24 protein-coding genes and 1 tRNA gene are annotated in these 20,472 nt (G+C 46.4%); 14 read left to right on the plus strand and 11 right to left on the minus strand.

Annotated elements, in window-relative coordinates; all coding sequences use genetic code 11:
* Positions 1-14 precede the first annotated feature (14 nt).
* Positions 15-632: a 16S rRNA (guanine(527)-N(7))-methyltransferase RsmG gene (gene rsmG, locus E4T81_RS10985; protein ID WP_135044480.1), complete on the minus strand. Its 618-nt coding sequence runs from the start codon at positions 630-632 to the stop codon at positions 15-17.
* A 187-nt stretch (positions 633-819) separates the two neighbouring features.
* On the opposite strand from rsmG, the gene lpxD reads away from it, so the two are divergent.
* Genes lpxD through lpxA form a run of 3 tightly spaced genes read left to right on the plus strand, consistent with a single transcriptional unit; the run spans position 820 to position 4,054 of the window.
* Positions 820-1,848, plus strand: a complete 1,029-nt coding sequence (lpxD, locus tag E4T81_RS10990) for a UDP-3-O-(3-hydroxymyristoyl)glucosamine N-acyltransferase (protein ID WP_135044482.1) — start codon at positions 820-822, stop codon at positions 1,846-1,848.
* Positions 1,849-1,869: 21 nt separating this feature from the next.
* Entirely contained in the window at positions 1,870-3,252 is a 1,383-nt protein-coding gene (locus E4T81_RS10995; RefSeq protein WP_135044484.1) for a bifunctional UDP-3-O-[3-hydroxymyristoyl] N-acetylglucosamine deacetylase/3-hydroxyacyl-ACP dehydratase, read from the plus strand.
* 25 nt (positions 3,253-3,277) lie between these two features.
* Entirely contained in the window at positions 3,278-4,054 is a 777-nt protein-coding gene (gene lpxA, locus E4T81_RS11000) for an acyl-ACP--UDP-N-acetylglucosamine O-acyltransferase (protein ID WP_135044486.1), read from the plus strand.
* A gap of 101 nt (positions 4,055-4,155) precedes the next feature.
* On the opposite strand, the gene E4T81_RS11005 is transcribed toward lpxA, so the two are convergent.
* Positions 4,156-4,599 carry a DUF695 domain-containing protein gene (locus E4T81_RS11005; RefSeq protein ID WP_135044488.1) on the minus strand — a complete coding sequence of 148 codons (444 nt, stop codon included), beginning with the start codon at positions 4,597-4,599 and terminating at the stop codon, positions 4,156-4,158.
* Positions 4,600-4,676: 77 nt separating this feature from the next.
* Here E4T81_RS11005 and E4T81_RS11010 point away from each other — a divergent pair, with 77 nt between their 5' ends.
* The gene (locus tag E4T81_RS11010; protein WP_135044490.1) at positions 4,677-5,873 is read left to right on the plus strand and encodes a glycoside hydrolase family 10 protein; all 1,197 of its coding nucleotides are present in this window, start codon (positions 4,677-4,679) and stop codon (positions 5,871-5,873) included.
* Positions 5,874-5,936: 63 nt separating this feature from the next.
* Positions 5,937-6,320, plus strand: a complete 384-nt coding sequence (locus tag E4T81_RS11015) for a DUF3127 domain-containing protein (protein WP_135044492.1) — start codon at positions 5,937-5,939, stop codon at positions 6,318-6,320.
* Positions 6,321-6,865: 545 nt separating this feature from the next.
* On the opposite strand, the gene E4T81_RS11020 is transcribed toward E4T81_RS11015, so the two are convergent.
* Entirely contained in the window at positions 6,866-7,513 is a 648-nt protein-coding gene (locus E4T81_RS11020; protein ID WP_135044494.1) for a hypothetical protein, read from the minus strand.
* Between the two features lie 4 nt (positions 7,514-7,517).
* Positions 7,518-8,120, minus strand: coding sequence for a hypothetical protein (locus E4T81_RS11025; protein WP_135044496.1), 603 nt, complete (start codon positions 8,118-8,120; stop codon positions 7,518-7,520).
* A 530-nt stretch (positions 8,121-8,650) separates the two neighbouring features.
* On the opposite strand from E4T81_RS11025, the gene E4T81_RS11030 reads away from it, so the two are divergent.
* The 5 genes from E4T81_RS11030 (at position 8,651) to E4T81_RS15640 (ending at position 10,589) form a co-directional block, all read left to right on the plus strand.
* Positions 8,651-9,451: a phage antirepressor gene (locus E4T81_RS11030; RefSeq protein WP_135044498.1), complete on the plus strand. Its 801-nt coding sequence runs from the start codon at positions 8,651-8,653 to the stop codon at positions 9,449-9,451.
* Positions 9,452-9,725: 274 nt separating this feature from the next.
* Positions 9,726-10,019 carry a hypothetical protein gene (locus E4T81_RS11035; RefSeq protein ID WP_135044500.1) on the plus strand — a complete coding sequence of 98 codons (294 nt, stop codon included), beginning with the start codon at positions 9,726-9,728 and terminating at the stop codon, positions 10,017-10,019.
* Positions 10,016-10,225 carry a hypothetical protein gene (locus E4T81_RS11040; protein WP_135044502.1) on the plus strand — a complete coding sequence of 70 codons (210 nt, stop codon included), beginning with the start codon at positions 10,016-10,018 and terminating at the stop codon, positions 10,223-10,225. The genes E4T81_RS11035 and E4T81_RS11040 overlap by 4 nt, the downstream gene beginning before the upstream one ends.
* The gene (locus tag E4T81_RS15635; protein WP_167761854.1) at positions 10,222-10,389 is read left to right on the plus strand and encodes a hypothetical protein; all 168 of its coding nucleotides are present in this window, start codon (positions 10,222-10,224) and stop codon (positions 10,387-10,389) included. Before E4T81_RS11040 ends, E4T81_RS15635 begins: the two co-directional genes overlap by 4 nt.
* A gap of 41 nt (positions 10,390-10,430) precedes the next feature.
* The gene (locus E4T81_RS15640) at positions 10,431-10,589 is read left to right on the plus strand and encodes a hypothetical protein (RefSeq protein ID WP_167761856.1); all 159 of its coding nucleotides are present in this window, start codon (positions 10,431-10,433) and stop codon (positions 10,587-10,589) included.
* A 41-nt stretch (positions 10,590-10,630) separates the two neighbouring features.
* Here the strand turns inward: E4T81_RS15640 and E4T81_RS11045 are convergent, their stop codons facing one another.
* The 5 genes from E4T81_RS11045 to E4T81_RS11065 form a co-directional block, all read right to left on the minus strand.
* Entirely contained in the window at positions 10,631-10,987 is a 357-nt protein-coding gene (locus E4T81_RS11045) for a hypothetical protein (protein ID WP_135044504.1), read from the minus strand.
* A 258-nt stretch (positions 10,988-11,245) separates the two neighbouring features.
* Positions 11,246-11,318, minus strand: a tRNA-Thr gene (locus E4T81_RS11050).
* Between the two features lie 39 nt (positions 11,319-11,357).
* Positions 11,358-12,731: a DUF4270 family protein gene (locus tag E4T81_RS11055; protein WP_135044506.1), complete on the minus strand. Its 1,374-nt coding sequence runs from the start codon at positions 12,729-12,731 to the stop codon at positions 11,358-11,360.
* Between the two features lie 27 nt (positions 12,732-12,758).
* Complete coding sequence (locus E4T81_RS11060; protein ID WP_371683047.1) at positions 12,759-13,571, minus strand: glycogen/starch synthase; 813 nt, start codon at positions 13,569-13,571, stop codon at positions 12,759-12,761.
* 182 nt (positions 13,572-13,753) lie between these two features.
* Positions 13,754-14,539: a Cof-type HAD-IIB family hydrolase gene (locus tag E4T81_RS11065; protein WP_135044510.1), complete on the minus strand. Its 786-nt coding sequence runs from the start codon at positions 14,537-14,539 to the stop codon at positions 13,754-13,756.
* A 125-nt stretch (positions 14,540-14,664) separates the two neighbouring features.
* Here E4T81_RS11065 and mazG point away from each other — a divergent pair, with 125 nt between their 5' ends.
* Genes mazG through E4T81_RS11085 form a run of 4 tightly spaced genes read left to right on the plus strand, consistent with a single transcriptional unit; the run spans position 14,665 to position 18,444 of the window.
* Entirely contained in the window at positions 14,665-15,465 is an 801-nt protein-coding gene (mazG, locus tag E4T81_RS11070) for a nucleoside triphosphate pyrophosphohydrolase (RefSeq protein ID WP_135044512.1), read from the plus strand.
* Entirely contained in the window at positions 15,462-15,884 is a 423-nt protein-coding gene (locus tag E4T81_RS11075; RefSeq protein WP_135044514.1) for a hypothetical protein, read from the plus strand. Before mazG ends, E4T81_RS11075 begins: the two co-directional genes overlap by 4 nt.
* A gap of 14 nt (positions 15,885-15,898) precedes the next feature.
* Positions 15,899-17,935 carry a DNA topoisomerase 3 gene (locus E4T81_RS11080; RefSeq protein ID WP_135044516.1) on the plus strand — a complete coding sequence of 679 codons (2,037 nt, stop codon included), beginning with the start codon at positions 15,899-15,901 and terminating at the stop codon, positions 17,933-17,935.
* Complete coding sequence (locus E4T81_RS11085; protein WP_135044518.1) at positions 17,932-18,444, plus strand: NUDIX domain-containing protein; 513 nt, start codon at positions 17,932-17,934, stop codon at positions 18,442-18,444. Before E4T81_RS11080 ends, E4T81_RS11085 begins: the two co-directional genes overlap by 4 nt.
* A 247-nt stretch (positions 18,445-18,691) precedes the next feature.
* Here the strand turns inward: E4T81_RS11085 and cdaA are convergent, their stop codons facing one another.
* Together cdaA and folP are read right to left on the minus strand one after the other, a co-directional pair.
* Positions 18,692-19,474: a diadenylate cyclase CdaA gene (cdaA, locus tag E4T81_RS11090; RefSeq protein WP_135044520.1), complete on the minus strand. Its 783-nt coding sequence runs from the start codon at positions 19,472-19,474 to the stop codon at positions 18,692-18,694.
* Positions 19,471-20,250: a dihydropteroate synthase gene (folP, locus tag E4T81_RS11095; protein WP_135044591.1), complete on the minus strand. Its 780-nt coding sequence runs from the start codon at positions 20,248-20,250 to the stop codon at positions 19,471-19,473. The genes cdaA and folP overlap by 4 nt, the downstream gene beginning before the upstream one ends.
* Between the last annotated feature and the right edge of the window lie 222 nt (positions 20,251-20,472).

The raw sequence follows: 20,472 nt of genomic DNA on the forward strand, positions 1-20,472 counted from the left end.
ATTGCTTCGTATTGTCAGATTTGGACATAAACAAGTTTTTTCGTCTCGAAGAATGGCTCGCTGAAATATTTGCTTACATCTTCTTCGATAATCGGGTTGCGCACTTTAGCCGACTCGCTGTCGAGATTTCCTCCTTTAAGGCATATGAGTCCGTTGGGATAGGCGTTTTTGGACTCCTTACTTATATTTTTCTTTATAAGAGGCACCAGCTCGTCAAGGCGCATCACCGCACGGCTTACGACAAAGTCATATTTGTCACGGCATTCTCCTATGTCGCCATGTTGAAATGTAACATTGTCAAGCCCTGTTTTGTTTGCGATGTCTTCGGCGACACGCAGTTTCTTGCCTATGCGGTCAATGAGGTGAAATTTACAGTCGCCCCACATTATTGCAAGTGGTATTCCGGGAAAGCCGCCGCCGGTACCCATGTCAAGAAACGTGGTGCCCGGTACCGGTGTGAAGAATTTGGCTATGGCGAGTGAATGAAGTATATGGTTCACGTACAGGTTGTCGATGTCTTTTCTTGAAATGACATTGATTTTCTCGTTCCATTCAGGATATAGCTCGCCAAGCAATCTGAATTGTTCTTTCTGCTTATCTGACAAATTGAAATATCGGGTTAAACACTCCATGTGATTTCTATATTATTATTGTGCAAATATACTTAAATTTTGGCATCAAATCTGCCAATAAGCTGGAAAATATGATAAATATTGCCGCCTCGATTTACATTTTCCGGCTCTTTATCGCTGTGTTTTGAAAAATTTTACGCAACTTTGCATATTGTAATGTAAAAACGACCTTAATCATATAAACGCAATGGAGTTTTCAGCAACCCAAATAGCAGCTCTCGTAAACGGCACCGTAGAAGGAAATGGCGATGCCAAGGTTAGCGATTTTGCCAAAATTGAAGAAGGACATCCCGGCGCGATTTCATTTCTTGCCAATCCTAAATATACTCATTATCTTTATGATACAGAGAGTTCTGTCGTGCTTGTGAGGCGCGATCTTGAACTTGAACGCCCTGTTAAGGCTACTTTAATCAGGGTGGATGACCCATATGCGACTGTGGCTCAGTTGCTTGATATGGTGAGCAAAATGATGGCGCCCCATCCTTCCGGTCTTGAGCAGCCATGTCATGTCGCTGACGGAGTGGCTGTTGCCGACGATGTTTATGTGGGTGCGTTCTCTTATGTTGCCACTGGCGTCACGATCGGAAAGAATGTAAAGATTTATCCGCAGTGTTACGTCGGTGCCGGAGTCACAATCGGTGACAATACCATATTGTATCCCGGTGTGAAAATTTATCACGGATGTAAGGTCGGCTCCAATTGCATATTGCATTCCGGCGTGGTGATAGGTGCCGACGGTTTCGGCTTTGCTCCGGTCAATGGCTCATACAATAAGATTCCTCAGATTGGTATAGTTGTTGTGGAAGATGATGTCGAAATCGGTGCCAACACTACTGTCGACCGTGCCACGATGGGATGTACGCGTATTAAAAAGGGCGTAAAGCTTGACAATCTTATTCAGGTCGCCCATAATTGTGAAATAGGCGAAAACACTGTTATGGCATCACAGGCTGGCGTTGCCGGCTCGACAAAGATCGGCGCCAACTGCATGGTGGGCGGTCAGACCGGCTTTGCTGGTCATATACATGTCGGGGATAATGTCCAGATCGGGGCACAGTCGGGTCTTAACAAAGATGTTGCGTCGGGAAGCCGTATCATGGGGTATCCTGCGGTTGACAGCAGAGACTTTGCGCGTCAGACAGTCAACATAAAGAACCTCGGCAAGCTATATGATGAGGTGCGCCGCATAAAAAGTGAATTAGACAATAATAAGTAATAAAATCATCATACAATAGTTATGAAACAACAAACACTCAAGGAGTCCTTCAAAGTTCATGGAAAAGGATTGCATACCGGATTGCAGATAGATGCAGAGTTTTGTCCTGCTCCTGATAATCATGGCTATAAGTTTCAGCGAATTGATCTCGAAGGAGAACCGGTAATCGATGCGCTTGCCGAATATGTCACCGCCACCACCCGTGGAACGGTAATCAGCAAGGGCGATATTAAGATCAGCACTATTGAGCATGCTCTCGCGGCGCTTTATGCTTTTGGTATTGACAACTGTCTTATCAAGTTGAACGCACCCGAGCTCCCTATACTTGACGGCAGCGCAAAGGAGTATTGCGAGAAGATTCTTGAAGTCGGTCTTGAAGAGCAGTCGGCTGAGAAGGATTTTTATGTGGTGAAGCAGAAAATCGAGGTGCGTGACGATACGACCGGGTCTTCTATTGTAGTGCTGCCCGACGATGAATTCAGCATCGACACTATGGTGGCGTTTGACTCGCCTGTGCTTTCCAACCAGTTTGCCTCGCTCGACCATCTTAATGATTTCTCCCGCGAGATAGGTGCAAGCCGCACATTTGTTTTTGTCCGCGAGGTGGAGCCTCTTGTAAAAGGCAATCTTATAAAGGGCGGTGACCTTGACAACGCTATTGTAATATATGATAGCCCGATGGAGCAGACGGAGCTTGACCGCCTTGCCGATCTCATGGGTGTGCCTCATAAGAATGTGACCGAATTTGGTTATATCAACGACTTCCCGCTATTTGCTGAAAACGAGCCTGCACGCCATAAACTGCTTGATGTGCTTGGTGATATAGCGCTTATCGGTCGTCCGTTGAAGGGTAAGGTAATCGCTACCCGCCCCGGACATTCAATCAATACCACTTTCGCAAAGAAGATACGCAAGGAAATCAAGCATCAGGAAATCCAGGCTCCCGTATATAATCCTTCGGTAGAGCCCCTGATGGATGTAAACCGCATACGCGAACTGCTGCCTCACCGCTATCCATTCTTGCTTGTCGACAAGGTAATCGACAAGGGTGAAAACTATATTGTCGGATTGAAGAATGTCACCGGAAATGAACCGTTTTTCCAGGGACATTTCCCTCAGGAGCCGGTTATGCCCGGTGTGCTTCAGGTAGAGGCTATGGCTCAGACCGGCGGTCTGCTTGTGTTGAGCACAGTTGATGATCCCGAGAAGTATTCTACTTATTTCATGAAGATTGACAATGTTAAATTCAGAAATAAGGTCGTTCCGGGCGACACTCTCGTGTTTCATGTGTCATTCATGACTCCTTTGCGTCGTGGATGTGCCATAATGAAGGGATACGCTTTTGTAGGAGAGAAGATTGTCACCGAGTGTGAGTTTATGGCTCAGATAGTAAAGAATAAGTAAATCGACCAAGATATAGAAGATATATATGAAACAACCTTTAGCATATGTTCATCCGGCGGCTAAGATCGCCTCTAATGTGGTCATTGACCCATTTGTAACGATTGACCAGAACGTAGAGATTGGCGAAGGTACCCGCATCGGAAGCAATGTCACCATTATGGAGGGTGCGCGCATCGGAAAAAACTGCGTTATATTTCCCGGTGCTGTAATTGGTGCCATTCCTCAGGACCTGAAGTTCCGTGGCGAGGAGACCCTTGCAATCGTTGGTGACAATACTACCATACGCGAGTGTGTGACCATCAACCGCGGTACAGCGGCAAAGGGTAAGACCGTAGTCGGAAGCAACTGCTTGATTATGGCTTATTGCCACGTGGCTCACGACTGTGTGGTTGGTGACAATGTGATAATGTCCAATGCAACCCAGCTTGCCGGTGAGGTAGTGGTTGACAATTTCGCTGTCATCGGCGGCGGTACGCTTGTTCATCAGTTCTGTCACATCGGACCTCATGTCATGGTGCAGGGTGGGGCGCTCGTGAACAAGGATATTCCCCCCTATGTAAAAGCCGCTCGCGACCCTATCGCTTACGCCGGAGTCAATTCAATCGGTTTGCGTCGTCGTAACTTTACCAACGAACAGATTCGTGACATTCAGGAAATATACCGTTACCTGTATCTGTCAGGGCTTAATGTCAGCGAGGCGGTTGAACGTATCGAGGCGGAATTGCCTGCAACAAAGGAGCGCGACGAGATAATCCTTTTTGTCCGCAACGCCAAGAGAGGTATCATACGCGGCTACGTATAAACCAATACGGACCCGACCGGTAAACAATGCGGTGCAGGCTTATGTGTTTAATTGACACAATTGCCTGCACCGCATTGATGATTTTTTTTCAAGGATTGGGGTCAGTCGTCGGACGGTGTTATCTCTGACGCCTCACGCATTTCTTCATATTCGAGCCAGTCGGGATCATTTTCGGTATATATGGTTATCGGAAGAAGGTCAAATGGGGCAAGCGCCTGATTGATTTTCTTCTCGAAAATATGGACCGAGGTAGTGTAGAAAATCCAGTTTCGCTCATTGTCGCCGGTGTAGATTCCGGTAAGTATGGCAACGGGGTCTTTGTCAAATGTCGCTGTCATGGCGTCCTGAACAGCCTCCATTACCATAGAGGTTGGTTCGTCGGGCATTCCTGCGTCATTGCCGGGATATTTCCATGTGATTTCCACGCGGATGTTATATTTTCCGCTTTCGCGCGCGCTCTCTATGCCTCGTCGTCCTGTGACCATGACAAGGGCTCCTGACTCACTTTCAGTAGGGGATGTCCACCAGTCGTTTCCGATTTTCATAAATTTTATTATTGTAATATTTTTCCGAAATTACTCATTTTTTGTTTTACAGACAATAGATTGCTTAATACAGTTATATGAAAAAATATTTGTCGGTCGTGTTGTTATTGCTGCTCTCGATATGCGGCATATCGGCACGCGAGATAAGGGGTGTGTGGCTGACGACCAACAGTGGACTTGACTGGCCCGGTAACGTGTATGATGAAAAGAGTCAGAAAAGGCTCCTGTCCGAGATGCTTGACCGCCTGCAGAAGGCTCATTTCAACTTGATTTTGTTTCAGGTACAGGCAAACGGTGACGTGGCTTGGGACTCTGCCTTTCAGCCCGCTATGGCGTCGCTGACAGGCGACGGGTCGGCGTCACTCAGCTACGATGTGTGCCGTTATGTCATTGACGAGTGCCACAAGCGTGACATGGAATGTCATGCCTGGGTTGTGCCGTTTCGCCTCGGAGGTGCGGCTAATTCATCGAAGTATGCCTCTAATAAGGTCAAGCATCCTGTGCGCTCAAAGTCAGGGCTGTGTGTACGCTTTGAAGGCTCCTACTATCTTGACCCCGGGCTGCCCGCGACACGTGAATACCTCTTGGGCTTGTACCGGGAACTGGTTGAGAAATATGATTTCGACGGAATAAACCTTGACTATACGCGTTATCCCGGAGCTGCCTTTCCTGACGGTAATTCGTTCAAGAAGCATAATCCAAGGAAGCTGGGCAAAAATGACTGGCGCCGCGACAACATCAATGCATTTGTCGCCGAACTGTATGACATGGTAAAGGAGATCCGTCCCGGCATGGTGGTAGGGTCGGCGCCGATAGGCACATACCGGAATGTGAAGAATTATGGCAATGCCACGGCTTATGACACATATCAGCAGGACCCTGTGCAATGGATAGAGTCGGGACATCATGAGATGATAATCCCCCAGATGTATTGGGATGAAAAATTTGGTTTCTCCGACCATATGGACACATGGGTCAGCTCGGCTCATGGAAAACATGTGGTCGTGGGCCTTGCCCCTTATAAAATGATTGATGGCGGATGGTCGGCCGACGTGGTTATCTCGCAGATGAAGAAGGCTCTGTCGCGGGATGGAGTGAGCGGTGTGTGCTTTTTCAGGACAAAACATCTGCTTGGAAACGAGCCTAAGGTTAAGACCCTATACAATTATCTTGTAAAACATAAACCCTCGGGAAAGAAGTCGGCTAAACGAGACATAAGTCCTAAACATGACAAGCATGATAAAATCGATAGTGTAGAAAAATTCTTGGAGTAAAATTTGGCTATCCTTTAATGATTGTCTATCTTTGAATAAAATAATATAAATTAGATTAGTATAATGGAAATAGAAGGAAGAATCATACTTGCCCTGCCCGAACAGTCAGGTACATCCAAGGCTGGAAATGAGTGGAAAAAGCGCGAATATGTGCTTGAGACTCATGAATCATATCCCCGCAAAGTTCACTTTGATCTCTTCGGACAGAAAGCCGACCAGTACCCGCTTAACGTAGGCGATGAGATACGTCTAAGCTTTGACATCAACAGCCGCGAATATAACGGTCGCTGGTTTACTTCAATAAGCGGATGGAAGGTAGAGCCTGCCGGACAGCCTCAAGGCGTTCCCTCGGCTGCTCCCCAGGATTTCCCCGGAGCTGCTCCGTTCCCTCCTGCACCCGCTGCTCCCGACTTGTCGGCTGATCCCAGCGACGACCTTCCCTTTTGATAATAATAAGTGGTAATATAATCAGGGAGGAGATTCCTAACGGGTCTTCTCCCTTTTTTGCGCCATCCAAAACCGTAAATTTAGCAATGTGATTTCTATATTCGCATACCTCAAGCGTAATATCCTTTGTCGCATCTTTAAGAGCCTTGCGCAGATTGGTGAACAGCTGAGCAATCTCCACTTTCATCACCTTGTCTTCGACGGCTTTTGCGAGAGCTTCGTTTGACACGGCTTTCAGTTGGGGTTCAAGCTCCAGCTTAATCCCTTTCGGCAGTATCTCTGTGACAGACTTTGCGAGCTTCGGATTGATAAGCAAATCCGAGCCTAAGTTTTTCAGTTTGTCGTTTATCTTCTTGATGTCGGCATCGGTGAAATCTTTCAATCCGACCGAATACCACAGCGAACCGAGTTCCGGCATATTCCTAAAAATTTAAAGAGCCTATCGCAGACCGAAGTCTGAAATAAGCTCTTTTGGCTTTAGGCGATATGCCCTATGGGTTAATTAACTATGCAAAGATAGCTATTTTACAGGAAAGTGAAAAGTGCTATTTAAGCGCATCTTCAATATTTTTTATCACGCTTTTAATCCACAAGTCATTTTTTACAATAATATCTTTCAAAAAATCGCCAACTTCAATCTTGGCTTTTTCCTCGTTGCTGTATTTCGATTTAGACATATCGACTCCCATATCAAGGTTGGTAATGACATTGCGGAAATTGCCATCCATTGTGAAGATTAAATTTGGATTATTGTCGTTGTATTTGCTATTTAGTCTTTCTATAGTTTTGAGATATGTGGAAATAGTCTCGATTGTTTTAGACCCTGCATAAGATACATCGGGATTTCCCACTACAAACTGTACGGTATTCACTTTTGATGGGGCAGAGATTTTAATCGCGTCACCTTGTAGTTCGACAATTATTGTCGCTCCGAATCCAATATTTAACGCTCCGTATTGTGCCATAATGCCATGAGCGCCGATTGAATCAATCCTGAATGATATTATGCCCGATTCAGGACAATCAATCATACACTTTTCTTTATAGTTTGAAATGTTTTCTAAACCCCAAAGTCTGACCTTTTTGAAAATTTCAGCATTTGATAACGATGATTGAGTGGTGCTTGTATATAAATTTTGCCCAAATGCTACCATCGGCAGGACAAGCACCAGCGCGAGTAAAAACTTTTTCATGTTGTTATTGATTATGATTGTTTATCTGCGGTGTTATTTGCAAAGTGTCTGGGTGGGCTTTTTCGTTTATTGTCGCACTGCCGGAGCCTCCAATTGTGAATGTATATTCCTTTTGGGATAGAGTTGCCATAAAAATCAGGCCACAGGCAAGAAGCATGAATATAAACGCTCCGAGCACACTTTGTCCCACCCCATACCAAAAACCATTTGGCTTTATTGGTTTTAACTGCTCCTGCATGATTTTTGGAACTTGCTTGTTCACGATGTCAGTAGCAATTCCCTCCACTATACCTCTCAGCATTTGACCATGCCTGTTTTTGCAATCATCGTCAATCTGAGCGGCGGTTTCGCTTAAAGTGTCATTGAGAAAAGAGTTGAGGACGTTTAAGGCTTGCATTTGGTAGCGGTTGATATGCCCGTCCGTGCAAATCATTTCATGGAATCGCTTAAAATCATCCTCTGTAGGCTCTTGCCCTCCATGATTGTTCTTGTAGTCATCAATAAACGCTATCTTGTCCGTTTTATATATCGAGTAGGCAATTGTTCCAACAACATCATCTTCTCGTTCTACTAATTTTGAATATATCAGATTATACTCCCTTCCCATAAGCGCGTGAAGATTTTACTGCCTTTCCAAACGACAGGCGAAGCGCGTCAACTGTGACTTGAACAGAATAGCATTTGCCTCTATATGTAGTAGCTATTGTCATTGACTCCGAAACACACGAACCGCTAACACCAATAGCAGTTCTGCCATTAATGCTATGTTTTGTTTTTCTATTCGCCTTTAATATGGTTTCGTTGCTAATCTTTGACATGGTAATCCTTCTAAATGATTATATTAGTTCTATTACAACGCTCAAATTTAGTAATTTTATTCGAGATTCTTTCTCATTTCTTCTCGTTTTGTCTGATTCTGTCTGCTTCTGAGAAACATGCTGTAAAACATAAAATAGAAAATAAACAGACCTTAGTTTGGATTATATTGGAAAATAGACTACCTTTGCGGCATCAAACATTCTTCGTGGCAGTCGAATGTTGAGAACGACATACGAGCATCCCTTTTGGAGCTGACTGCCACAACAAGTTTCATTAGGGGTGCTCGATTTTTTTTGATGACAACGATAAACAAGATATATGGCAGATATTCAAATTTTCAATAATCCCCACTTCGGTGAAATCCGAACAGTGATAAACGACAACAATGAACCGTTGTTTTGTGCCTCAGACGCATGCAAGGCTCTCGGATATGCCAACGGGCGTGACGCTGTTGCAAAACATGTCAGCGAAGATGATGTAGCGAAATGTGACATCATAGACAGCCTCGGCAGAACACAGTCAGCGTTATTCGTGAATGAGAGCGGACTCTATTCCCTTATATTTGGGAGCAAATTGGAAAGTGCAAAGGCTTTCAAGCGTTGGGTAACATCCGAAGTCCTCCCGAGCATCCGTAAGCATGGGGGCTATATAGTAGCCAATGACGATGATACGGCAGACGAAATAATGGCAAGAGCGTTGGTTATCGCTCAAAAGACACTCGAACGCCGCAACGAGCGAATCCGTCATCTTGAAGCTGTCAACACAGAGCATGCTAAGGCTATAAGTGAAATGTCACCAAAGGCAACATACTACAATATAATCCTGCAAAGCCCCTCAACGATTACTGTTACTCAAATTGCGCAGGACTACGGCATGAGCGCAAAAGCGTTTAACAAATTGCTCAATACGCTTGGCATACAACGCAAGGTTGGTCGTCAGTGGGTGCTTTACAGCGAATATATTTCTAACGGCTATGTTCAGTCTGCGACCGAGCCAATGAAGAACTCGCACAGTGGACGGAGTTATACATACTCACGCTGGACTCAGAAAGGGCGTATCTTTCTGTATAATGAGCTGAAAAATCGCGGAGTGTTGCCACTTATAGAGCAGGTGGCTTAGGTAGTCATTTTCTTGTAATGCTAATATTTGTTAAAGCGGAAAAATCTGCATAATTCAAAAAGTGTGTTTAACTTTGCACCGTCTATCACATACGAGGTGCGGAGTTGAACCGCAAATTTGACCGTTGCGGTATTTTTATACCCTGATGGAAGATATACGGCATTGTACCCCCGTGGAAATCTGTAATGGAAATCCAGCCCTCGTAGGTGATAGACAGCGGGAAAGGCAATGCCGCTTTTCTATTGCCTATAATCTTTCATAAATTTGTCTATCAATGAAAGAAACCTACCCCTATCTGTTCCGTGAGCAATGGGCGAACGACAGGGAAATTCTAATAAGTCGAATAGCTCGCAAGTGTTCCTCTGCGTTACCTGACAATGGAACGGTGTTAGCTCTTAGGCTTATCTTAAAAGAGAAGCGAGAGCTCGCTAAAAACAGCAAAACCTTCAAGGAATGGGAAAGCCGCTTCCCCTTTCCCTTAATCAACCGAGACCAATTCATTGCTCTGCTCGCCGACCGTGTTGCCGCCCTCGAAGTCGCCCTTGCGGAGAAAGGAGTGGTGAGATGAAACCCAAATACATCTATGCTATAAACATATTCTGGGTGATGCTTGTACTCGCAGTCTATATCGGTTCTAAAGTCGCCCTGGTAAAAGTTTGCGGATGGATATGGGGTGTCCTGTACGCAATCGTAGCGTTCATCGCGGCTGTTACAATCATAGCCGATGACTTGGACAAGAGCAAAACCAAACGACGGAAAGGAGGGACACAATGAAAAAGACCGTGTATGACTTCTCAATCTTCGCCGAGCGCATGAACGAAATATGGGACTTGGCAACCATCAAGAAAACGATACTTGAGGCTGTTGGCAACATCGCCGTGGCTGTACACGACAAAGACACCGACCGCATGGCAAAAATCCAGTGCGACCTTATGTAGTGCTATGAGTTTTTTTTTGACACTATAAAGGAGGTGGAGCAATGAACAACATACCTGCCTCCCTCGCCGACGATATAACCACGGCGATTCTCGACCTCAAAAGCATCCGCACCGAAAAGAACCGTGACAAGATTGTATGGGCGCAGTATGTGCTGACCGCCTGTGCCGAGCTTACCAAATCGGTAATCGGCAAGAACTAATGAAGCGACCGCCCTCTGGAGAAATCCGAATGGCTGTTGTTTTATTTAGAGTTTAGTTGTTTGATAATCCTATTCAGTGCCTCCACCTGCATCATCGCTCCCTCGTATGCCTGCTTGTAGTCGGCGTTGAGGTCGCCGCCTCCCTGCAATGTCATCGCTCCCTCGCCGGTGCATATCCACGCGAGGTTGAGCTGTGGGAACGCCTTGATGATGCGTCCGAGCATTTCAGTGCCGATATTACCCTTGCCGGTGTGCATATTGTTGGATATGTATTTCGGCGAGAGGCTGCATATCCGCTCGAAGTCGTATTCACTCTTGCAGAGTCCCTGACCCTGCGCCCATTTGACAAACTCCCGGAGGCGTTGGATGGGGGTGGGATTGTTTTCTTTCAGTTCCATTGGGGTTAGTCTTTTAGCAATTCTAAAAAGAGGTTGTTGAACCGGTTAGCGACCCGTCAGCGTTCGCCCGAGAAGGTATTATGCAGAATGATAGTTTTGCCATAATAAATGTTAAATTTTGATGTGCATGGATTACGCACGGATTTTGTCGCAAATTTGGGCAAAAATCTTCAATCTGGCAACGGTTTTCTCGATATTATAAAACATAAGTTGAAAATCAATCGACTTAATCAACTGATTTTCAACTTGTTCTATTTGAGCCACAAAGGGGGCTCGAACCCCTGACCTTTTCGTTACGAATGAAATGCTCTACCGACTGAGCTATTGTGGCTGATTTGCGAGTGCAAAGATACAAAATATTTTGTGAATACTACATCGTCTGTCGGCTAAAAGTGAGCTTGATTTTTGCTTTTTCAAGATCCAGTTTTGCCATTGCGGGGGTGTTCACGTAGGGGACAATCGCCATGATTACCGTCTCCTGTGTATAGCCTGACTGCGATACTTCCGTAACGGGGGTGACTGCCGTAAGCACAAACTCGCCGTCGCTGTCTTCTATGGTTTCCTTTTCATACATGTCAAGGAAATACTGTCTCATGTAGTTGAATACATAAGAGTTTGTCGTTGAATTGTAGGTCGCGTAGAAAGACGTGCGGTTATTATACAGCTGTTGGTCGGCAAAGAAATCATCTTTTTCATCTTTCTTTACGAGAAGCAGATTGGCGGGAGGATTGATGCCGTAGTCATTGGTGATGACCGATGCGGGTATCTCAAGTGTCATCGAGTTGACGACACTGTAGCTGTTGGTGTTTGAGTGATATTTTTTTATGATGTCTTTTATCGGGATAGTGATTTCTGTGTCATAGCCGATAGGAGCCGCGACGACGGGGGCTGTCGCGGCGAGGGTCTGCAGCTCGTCGCTCACCTGAAGGTGCATGTTGTTGTTGTTTATCACCTCAGGGGTGACAGCAAGAAACGGATTGGACAGGTTGAAGACTGTGTCCTTTGTCTCGAGGGTCACTGTTTTGCGATAGTACATTGACACCAATGAGGCGTAGAATCGCATGAGACGTCCGGAGCCGAAACTGTTCTTTATATATAGTCCGGGAAACCATTTTGCAAAACGCTCCGGGTCGCTGAACAGTGACGGGTCTTGCTTGTATTTGGTGTAAAATTCACGTGCAAGCTCAACCGGAAGGTCTATCTCGACTATACGTATGGTGTCGGGCAGACCGATTGTGTCTCTGCGGCTGTCAGACAGGCCAAGCACTGACGCTGAGTAAACCGTAGAGGCAAGCTTCTCGCCTTTTGTATAATATGTGTCAGGGTCGAAGTTGCTGTATATGGGGGAGGGCAGGTCTTTTGTCACGCGATATACGTCAAGACCCATAGGCACTAACGAGTCGCCGATCATCGCGCTTTTCTGCATGTAAAGGAACATTTTCAGAGAGTCGATGTCGTTGACCGTCACGCCGGTGGTATCGATGGCGTTTGCCGGCATCATTTGTGAAATGAAGTCGCTTGACAGTTTGCCGAATCCCTTGGCGTCGATGACTCCAAGCAGCTGGTTGTCGGTTCTTGCCTGGATTACCGGATTCAGCACAGAAGAGCCTGTCACTGTAAAGGAGGAGTCGATAAGGACTTCTACCTTGTCTTGGATGACTGATGATCCTATTGTGCCGTTTTCCTCACAAGAGAAAAGGGTCGCGCCAATGAGCGCGGCAGGAATCAATCTGTATAGTCTCATTATTGAATATGCAGTAAGTGAATGTTTTTATAATTGAGCATAGAACTCGGCATACTTGTCGACGTAGCCTTCTTCTCCCGGATAAGGAAGAAATTTCTTGCCTGATTTTTCAATATATTCCTTCAATTCGGGGTCGATCTCAGGCGACGCCTGTATTATTCCGTCGGAATAGTCTATGGCAAGCTTGTTAAGCGCTTTCCAGTCTACAGGATTGCCGGCTATAGAGGCAAGGTCTTTGTCGCTGAATCCTTCAAGCTTCAGCTTTTCCATCATTCTCTCGTCGAGGGTGCCTTCAAATTTGTCGTCAAACAACGAATATACCACCTTGGCGTTCTGGAATGCCGGGTCTTCCACATATATCTTCTTCAGATAAATCGGGGCAAGTGCCGACACCCATCCGGAGCAATGTACCAATGTGGGGTCCCAGCGAAGTTTTTTCACTGTTTCGGCTACACCGCGCACATAAAACATTATGCGTTCGTCATTGTCTTCAGGCGACAGGCGAGTCTCAAGATCCTTTGCTGTCTGTCCTCGTAGAAAATAGTCTTCATTGTCAATGAAGTAGACTTGCATCCTCGCCGGTTGCAATGTGGCTACCTTTATTATCAGAGGGTGGTCAGAGTCATCAATCACGATGTTTAAGCCTGAGAGGCGTATTACTTCATGGAGCTGGTTGCGGCGCTCTTTGATACAGCCATATTTTGGCATAAAAGTGCGCACTTCATTGCCTTTTTCCTGAATGCCCTGTGGCAGTTTTTGGCTAAGTTCAGCCATCGGGCTATCGGGTAGATAGGGGGTGATTTCCTGGGAAATGTAAAGAACCTTGTTGGTTTCCATCAAATTGATAATTGAATATATAATATCTGCAAAGATACGAAAAAATTCCGATATAAGCCTCATTGCTGAGCCATTTATATATTTTTGCGACTATTTAGTTGCAAATCATGCAGAATGTCAGTGCCGTCGGTTGAGATTGCGTGACCGATTTAAGACCCCGTTAACAAATATTGGGGAACGGGGTCCTATATCAGGTTCAGCTTTGCGAGAGCCTTGGCGATGCCGTCATTGTCGACTGTGTCAGTGACCATCCGGGCGTGGGATTTTACTTCGTCGGTGGCATTTCCCATCGCAACGCCGATTGCGGCTTTTTCAAGCATCGGCACGTCATTGCCTCCATCGCCAAAAGCGACAGATGCCTCATGGGGCATTCCGATGCTGTCCATTATGATTTCGATTCCATGGGCTTTCGTGTTGCCTTTTGCCGTGATGTCGACGAAAGTCGGATACCACCGGTTAAACTCGCTTCCCGGCATTTGTGCCGCCACTTCCCGCTCAATCTCTTCGGTGATGAACACGGTCATCTGGTATATCTCTTTGTCGATTACGTCTTTAAAGTCGGAGTGGGGGATGTGTTCGACATGAAGAAACTCGTTGAATATCTTGTGAACTTCTTCGGTCGGTTGCACGACTTTCATTTCCGTTTCGGTTACGAATATGCACGCATATCCTTTCTCTTCGCATATGGCGGCAAGGCGTTTTACCTCTTCTTGCGGTATCGCGCTCTTATATAGGATATTGTCGCCAATGAAGCAGTAGGCTCCGTTCATCGTGATATATCCGTCGATGATGTCGCTCTCCTGAAGCGGCTTCAGGTTGTTGATTATTATATAAGGTCGTCCGGTCGAGATGAAAATCTTGTTGCCGTTGTCATGAGCCTTTCGCAGTGCCTCGACTGCCGATGCCGGTATCTCATGGGTCTTGAAGCTTACAAGGGTTCCGTCGATATCAAAAAATAAAGCTTTCTTCATTATGGTAAATGCTCTTGTTTACAAAGACAAAGTTAGTCGTTTATTCTCTAATATTACAAAAATACGCTTTCCAAGTTCGGTTTTCTCTGAATTTGGAGTATCTTTGCATTAGATAAAATGATGTTATGAAACATTCCCGTCAAGAAAAATTAGAAGCTCTCGGCAAGGTGATCGATACCCTTGACATCTTGCGTGTAGAGTGTCCGTGGGACCGTAAGCAGACCAATGAATCTCTGCGTCCTAATACCATCGAGGAGGTATATGAATTATGTGAGGCACTGATAAATAACGATAGCCCCAATATCGCCAAAGAGCTTGGCGACGTGTTACTGCATATACTGTTTTATTCTAAAATCGGAGAGGAAAAAGGTGATTTTGACATCGCCGATGTCGCGGGACGTCTTAATGACAAGCTTATATTCCGTCACCCTCATGTGTTTGGCGATGTCAGCGTCAGCAATGCCCATGATGTCGAGCTCAATTGGGAGCAGATTAAGCTAAAGGAGAAAGATGGCAACAAGACTGTGTTAAGCGGAGTGCCTGTCTCGCTCCCCGCGATGATAAAAGCCGACAGGATTCAGGAAAAGGCTTCAAATGTAGGATTTGATTGGGAAGAGCGTGAGCAGGTGTGGGAAAAGGTAAAGGAAGAACTCTCGGAATTGGACAAAGAGGTTGAGTCGCTCGACCACGACCGGATGGAGGAGGAGTTTGGCGACCTTTTCTTCAGTCTTATCAATGCAGCCCGCCTGTATCATATAAATCCTGAAAATGCGCTTGAAAAGACCAATCGTAAGTTTATCTCCCGGTTTAATTATGTGGAGGCGAAGTCCAAGGAGCAAGGGCGATCGTTGAAAGAGATGACTCTTGAAGAGATGGATGAACTTTGGAATGAGGCTAAACAAATAGAGAGGGGGACACAGTCATGATTTTTAAAAATAGTAACATGCGGGCGTGGATATTTGTAATCTCGATTGCATTTCTTGTGATTGCTGTTTTTGCCGCGCAGGCGCGCACTGAGCGTAACTATCGTCTTTCGGCGGCAAAGCATCTTACTTTGACGGTTGACAGCATAAGCTACCGACAGGCTTTGACGCGTGTGTATGGCAAATTTGTCGGCGTGCCTCACACATCACAGAAACTCCACGGTATAACTGTCGAGTATAAAGGGAAGAGCTATAAGGCTAATGATATAGACGGCGTGGATTTTGACCGTTGGTTTCAGTGGGAGGATGACGGTGTCATCCCGGTAGAGATTGATTTTCCGCGCACTCCGGTGCTGGATGGCGCTACAATGGTTATCTCGACAGAAAAGGGGGTTGACCGTTGTTCATTGACTAAACATTAAAACCGGCGCCTGTCTTGAAACTTTGCATTACAGAGAAACCGAGCGTAGCTAAGGATATTGCTGCGATTTTGGGTGCCGACAGGCGGCAGGACGGCTTCTATGAGGGCGGTGATTACAAGGTTACATGGACTTTCGGTCATTTATGTACACTCAAGGAGCCTGCCGATTATACTGACCTGTGGAAACGATGGTCACTCGGGGCATTGCCGATGATACCGCAGCGATTTGGCATAAAACTGATTGCCGACCGCGGCATAGAAAAGCAGTTTAACGTCATTAAAAAGCTTATTTCTGAAGCCGATGAGGTAATAAACTGCGGTGATGCCGGGCAGGAAGGAGAGCTTATCCAGCGCTGGGTCATGCAGAAAGCCGAGATAAAATGCCCGGTCAGGCGATTGTGGATAAGCTCGCTGACCGATGAGTCTATAAGGGAGGGTTTCCGTGACCTGAAGCCCGAGGCTATGTATGACCGGCTCTATCATGCCGGACTTTCACGTGCCATAGGCGACTGGATTCTCGGTATGAATGCCACGCGCCTGTATTCGTTGAAATATTCATCTCCGGGTAATGTCTTGTCAATAGGGCGTGTGCAGACTCCTACGCTTGCCCTTATCGTGCAGCGTCAGCTGGAAATCGAGAATTTCAAACCTGAGGATTACTGGGAGCTGAAGACCCTGTATCGTGATGTCACATTTAATGTGACTTCCGGTAAGTTCAAGACCGAACAGGAGGCACAGGCGGCTCTTGAAGCCATAACGGGAAAGCCGTTTACAGTAACCGATGTGACTGAAAAGAAGGGCAAAGAGGCGCCTCCACGCTTGTTTGACCTTACGTCGCTTCAGGTGGAATGTAATAAAAAGTGGGGTTGGACAGCCGATGACACATTGCGCTACATTCAGTCGCTTTATGAAAAGAAGGTGACCACTTATCCGCGTGTAGATACTACCTATCTCAGCGAGGACATATATAAAAAGATACCGGTGATACTCGGGCAGATGAAGCCTTACGCTTCGCTGACCGCCAAGGTGCTTGCCGGAAAGATACCTAAGTCTAAGAAGGTATTTGATAATTCAAAGGTTACCGACCACCACGCCATTATCCCTACCGGTGAGGCTCCCGACAGGCTTGTCGGTGATGAAAGGAAGCTTTATCACTTGATTGCGTTAAGGTTCATTTCCGCTTTTTACCCTGACTGTACATTCATGTCGACGACAGTGCTTGGCGAGGTGGAAAAAGTCGGGTTCAAGGCTACCGGAAAGGTGATAGTAGAGCCGGGCTGGCGTGTCGTTTACGGTAATCAGCAGGACGATGACAATCAGAGTGAAGACAAGATTTTACCCCCGTTTACCGTGGGAGAGAGCGGTCCTCATGAACCGTCGCTTTTGAAAAAGCAGACACAGCCTCCGAAGTTTTATACCGAGGGTACGCTGCTGCGCGCGATGGAGTCGGCGGGAAAGACAGTAGAGGATGAGGAGCTGCGCGAGGCGATGAAAGAAAACGGCATAGGGCGTCCGTCAACGCGTGCGGCTATCATAGAGACGCTGTTCAAACGCCGCTACATATTCCGCGAACGTAAAAACATAAAGGCGTCGCAAGCCGGCATTGACCTGATAGCGACGATAAATGAAGAATTGTTGAAAAGCGCCAAGCTTACCGGTCTTTGGGAAAACAAATTGCGCCGTATCGAGCGTGGTGAGTTTTCGGCCTCCGATTTTATCTCTGAGCTAAAGGCTCTGATAAACGAAATTGTGATTAATGTGCTTAACGATAATTCGGCAAGGCGTATTAATGTCGAAGAGGCAGTCCCGGAAAAGAAAAAGAAGGAGTCGGCGGCTTCAGTCAAGAAGCGTCAGTCATCGCCAAGAATCAAGAGCCTTGAGGAGATAGTCTGTCCTGTATGTGGCAAAGGCTTTCTTTTGAAAGGCAGGTCGGCTTACGGATGCAGTCGATTTAAGGAAGGGTGTGATTTCCGTGTTGACTTTACCGAGTGTGGGGCTGACCTTACGCCTGCCCGTGTTGCATCGTTTGTAAAGAAAAAATATAAGCAATGAATAAAGAGGAAATCTTTCCGCTTGTCAACAGTGATGGCGAGGTGGTCGGTAAGGCCACGCGCAGTGAATGTCACAGCGGGTCTATGCTGATGCATCCTGTGGTGCATCTTCATGTCATGAAGAAAGGGGGATGGCTGTATCTGCAGCAGCGCTCCATGTCAAAGGACATACAGCCCGGTAAGTGGGACACTGCGGTAGGCGGTCATGTCGATTTTGGGGAAAGCGTAGAGGATGCCTTGATGCGTGAGGCGCGGGAAGAGCTTGGCTTGAGCGGATTTACTCCCGTAAGTCTTGCGCCTTATGTGTTCAGGTCGTCACGTGAATGTGAATTGATTAACCCTTATTATGTCTACGTTGATGACGATGTTGAGTTGACTCCTGATCCCGGGGAGATTAGCGCCGGTCGATTCTGGCATGTTGAAGAAATCGTCAGGAATTTGCATAATAATGTTTTTACTCCTAATTTTGAGGAAGAATTTGAATCACGAATTAAACAATATCTGAAGTGAACGTTGGTTGGACTTTTCATGATTATCTGCTCCAGTGGATCTGGGTGGGGATAATTGTTGTCTGTGCGGTGGTGTTCTGTATACGACGCTTCATGCGGTCTTCACGTTTGGGTGGAGATAAATCTGACGATGCATGTGGCGATTGTCCGCTAAAGAGCGATTGCAATAAGAGCGTGTCGGAGTGTGACAATATCCCTGATGACAGAAGGCGTGGCGGCCCCGGGTCGTCGTGTAGCTGTTGCTGACTTTATTCCTCCTGATAGAGCTGCGATAGTTTGTGTTCCAGGTCGGTTGATGACAGTCGGCTTGTAATCTTGCCTTTATAGGCAAATGATATGCCTCCCGTTTCCTCGCTGACTACAACTGCCGCAGCATCGGTCGCCTGACTGATGCCGAGTGCCGAACGGTGGCGCAGACCCATTGAACGGGGTATATTGGTGTCATGGCTCACGGGCAATATGCAGCCCGCCGCCTTTATTCGGTCATGGGCTATAATCATGGCACCGTCATGTAACGGGGAATTTTTGAAAAATATATTCTCAATCAGCCTTGAATTGATATAAGCGTCAATCATGTCGCCGCTTTTTTCGTAATGTTCGAGCGGTATTGACTGTTCGATTACTATCAGCGCGCCTGTCTTGGACTTGGACATAGACATGCAGGCATATACAATCGGCATAACCCATTTCCTCATGTCGGCATCATGGTCTTTGTTTCCGTGATGATGCCGGAACATGTCACGCAGGAACCGCCATCGTTTATGGTTGCCTATTTCAACCAGAAACCTTTTTATCTGGTCTTGAAAAAGGATTACCAGAATTATAAGACCGATTGACATCACTTTGTCAAGTATCGTACCGATCAGTCTCATTTCCAGTATTTCCGACGCAACTACCCACACGATGATGAATGCGAGCACTCCGAAAAATATGTTGATTGTGCCCGACTCCTTCATTATCCTGTAGAGATAAAAAAGGATTAGTGCGACAATTATTATGTCGAGGGCGTCTTTTAGTCCGAATGGTGTCATTGCCTGTATGTGAGATTGATGATTTTTACTGCCTCGGCGGCTTCTTTTACATCATGCACCCGCAGGATTGCCGCTCCTGAGAGCAGAGAGATGGTGTTTATTACTGTCGTGCCGTTGAGTGATTGCTGAGGGGTTATGTCAAGAGGGCGATATATCATCGACTTTCTTGAGACGCCGACAAGCAGCGGGCGGTCAAGGATATTGAAAAGTTTCAGGTTGCGGAGCAGGGTGTAGTTTTGCTCGACATTCTTTGCAAATCCGAATCCGGGGTCGACTATGATGTCTTTTACCCCGAGAAGTGACAGACGTTCGATTTTTGCCGACAACTCGGCAAGCACCTCTGCGGTGACATCGTTGTACCGGTCGAGTGACGACATGGTGGAAGGTGTGCCGCGCATGTGCATCAGTATGTAAGGCACATTGAGCTTTGCCACGGTGTCAAACATCCTGTCATCAAGATTGCCACCGGAGATGTCGTTGATTATGTCGGCGTCAAGTTGGGTGATTGACGTTTCTGCTACTTCCGCGCGGAAAGTGTCTATGCTGACGGGTATGTCGGCGTTGACTGAGCGTATGGCTTGCATGCCGGCAGCGAGCCTGTCGATTTCCTCCTGTGGCGACACATCTTCCGCACCGGGGCGTGAAGAGTAGCCTCCCAGGTCAATCCAGTCGGCTCCCTCTTCGATCATTGTCGCGACACGTCGCTTTATAGTATCAGTGTCGTTTACTCGCGATTCCGCATAGAAAGAGTCGGGGGTGACATTTATAATCCCCATGACAAGAGGCCGGTCATATTGTAACAGTGTGCCTCTTCTGTTGATAGTGAATGGCTTGAACTCTAACACTCAGGTGCAAATTTAGAATATCGGTTTCCAAAGCCAAAAGTACTCAAAATCCACCGAATTAGCAAAACCTTTGGACATAGAATGAGTTAAAAAATGATGACTGTCACAATTCTTTTGCCTGCATGTCACACTGCGCGACATAATTGACGCATA

This window comes from Barnesiella sp. WM24, assembly GCF_004570975.1.
Taxonomy (GTDB): Bacteria; Bacteroidota; Bacteroidia; order Bacteroidales; family Muribaculaceae; genus Muribaculum.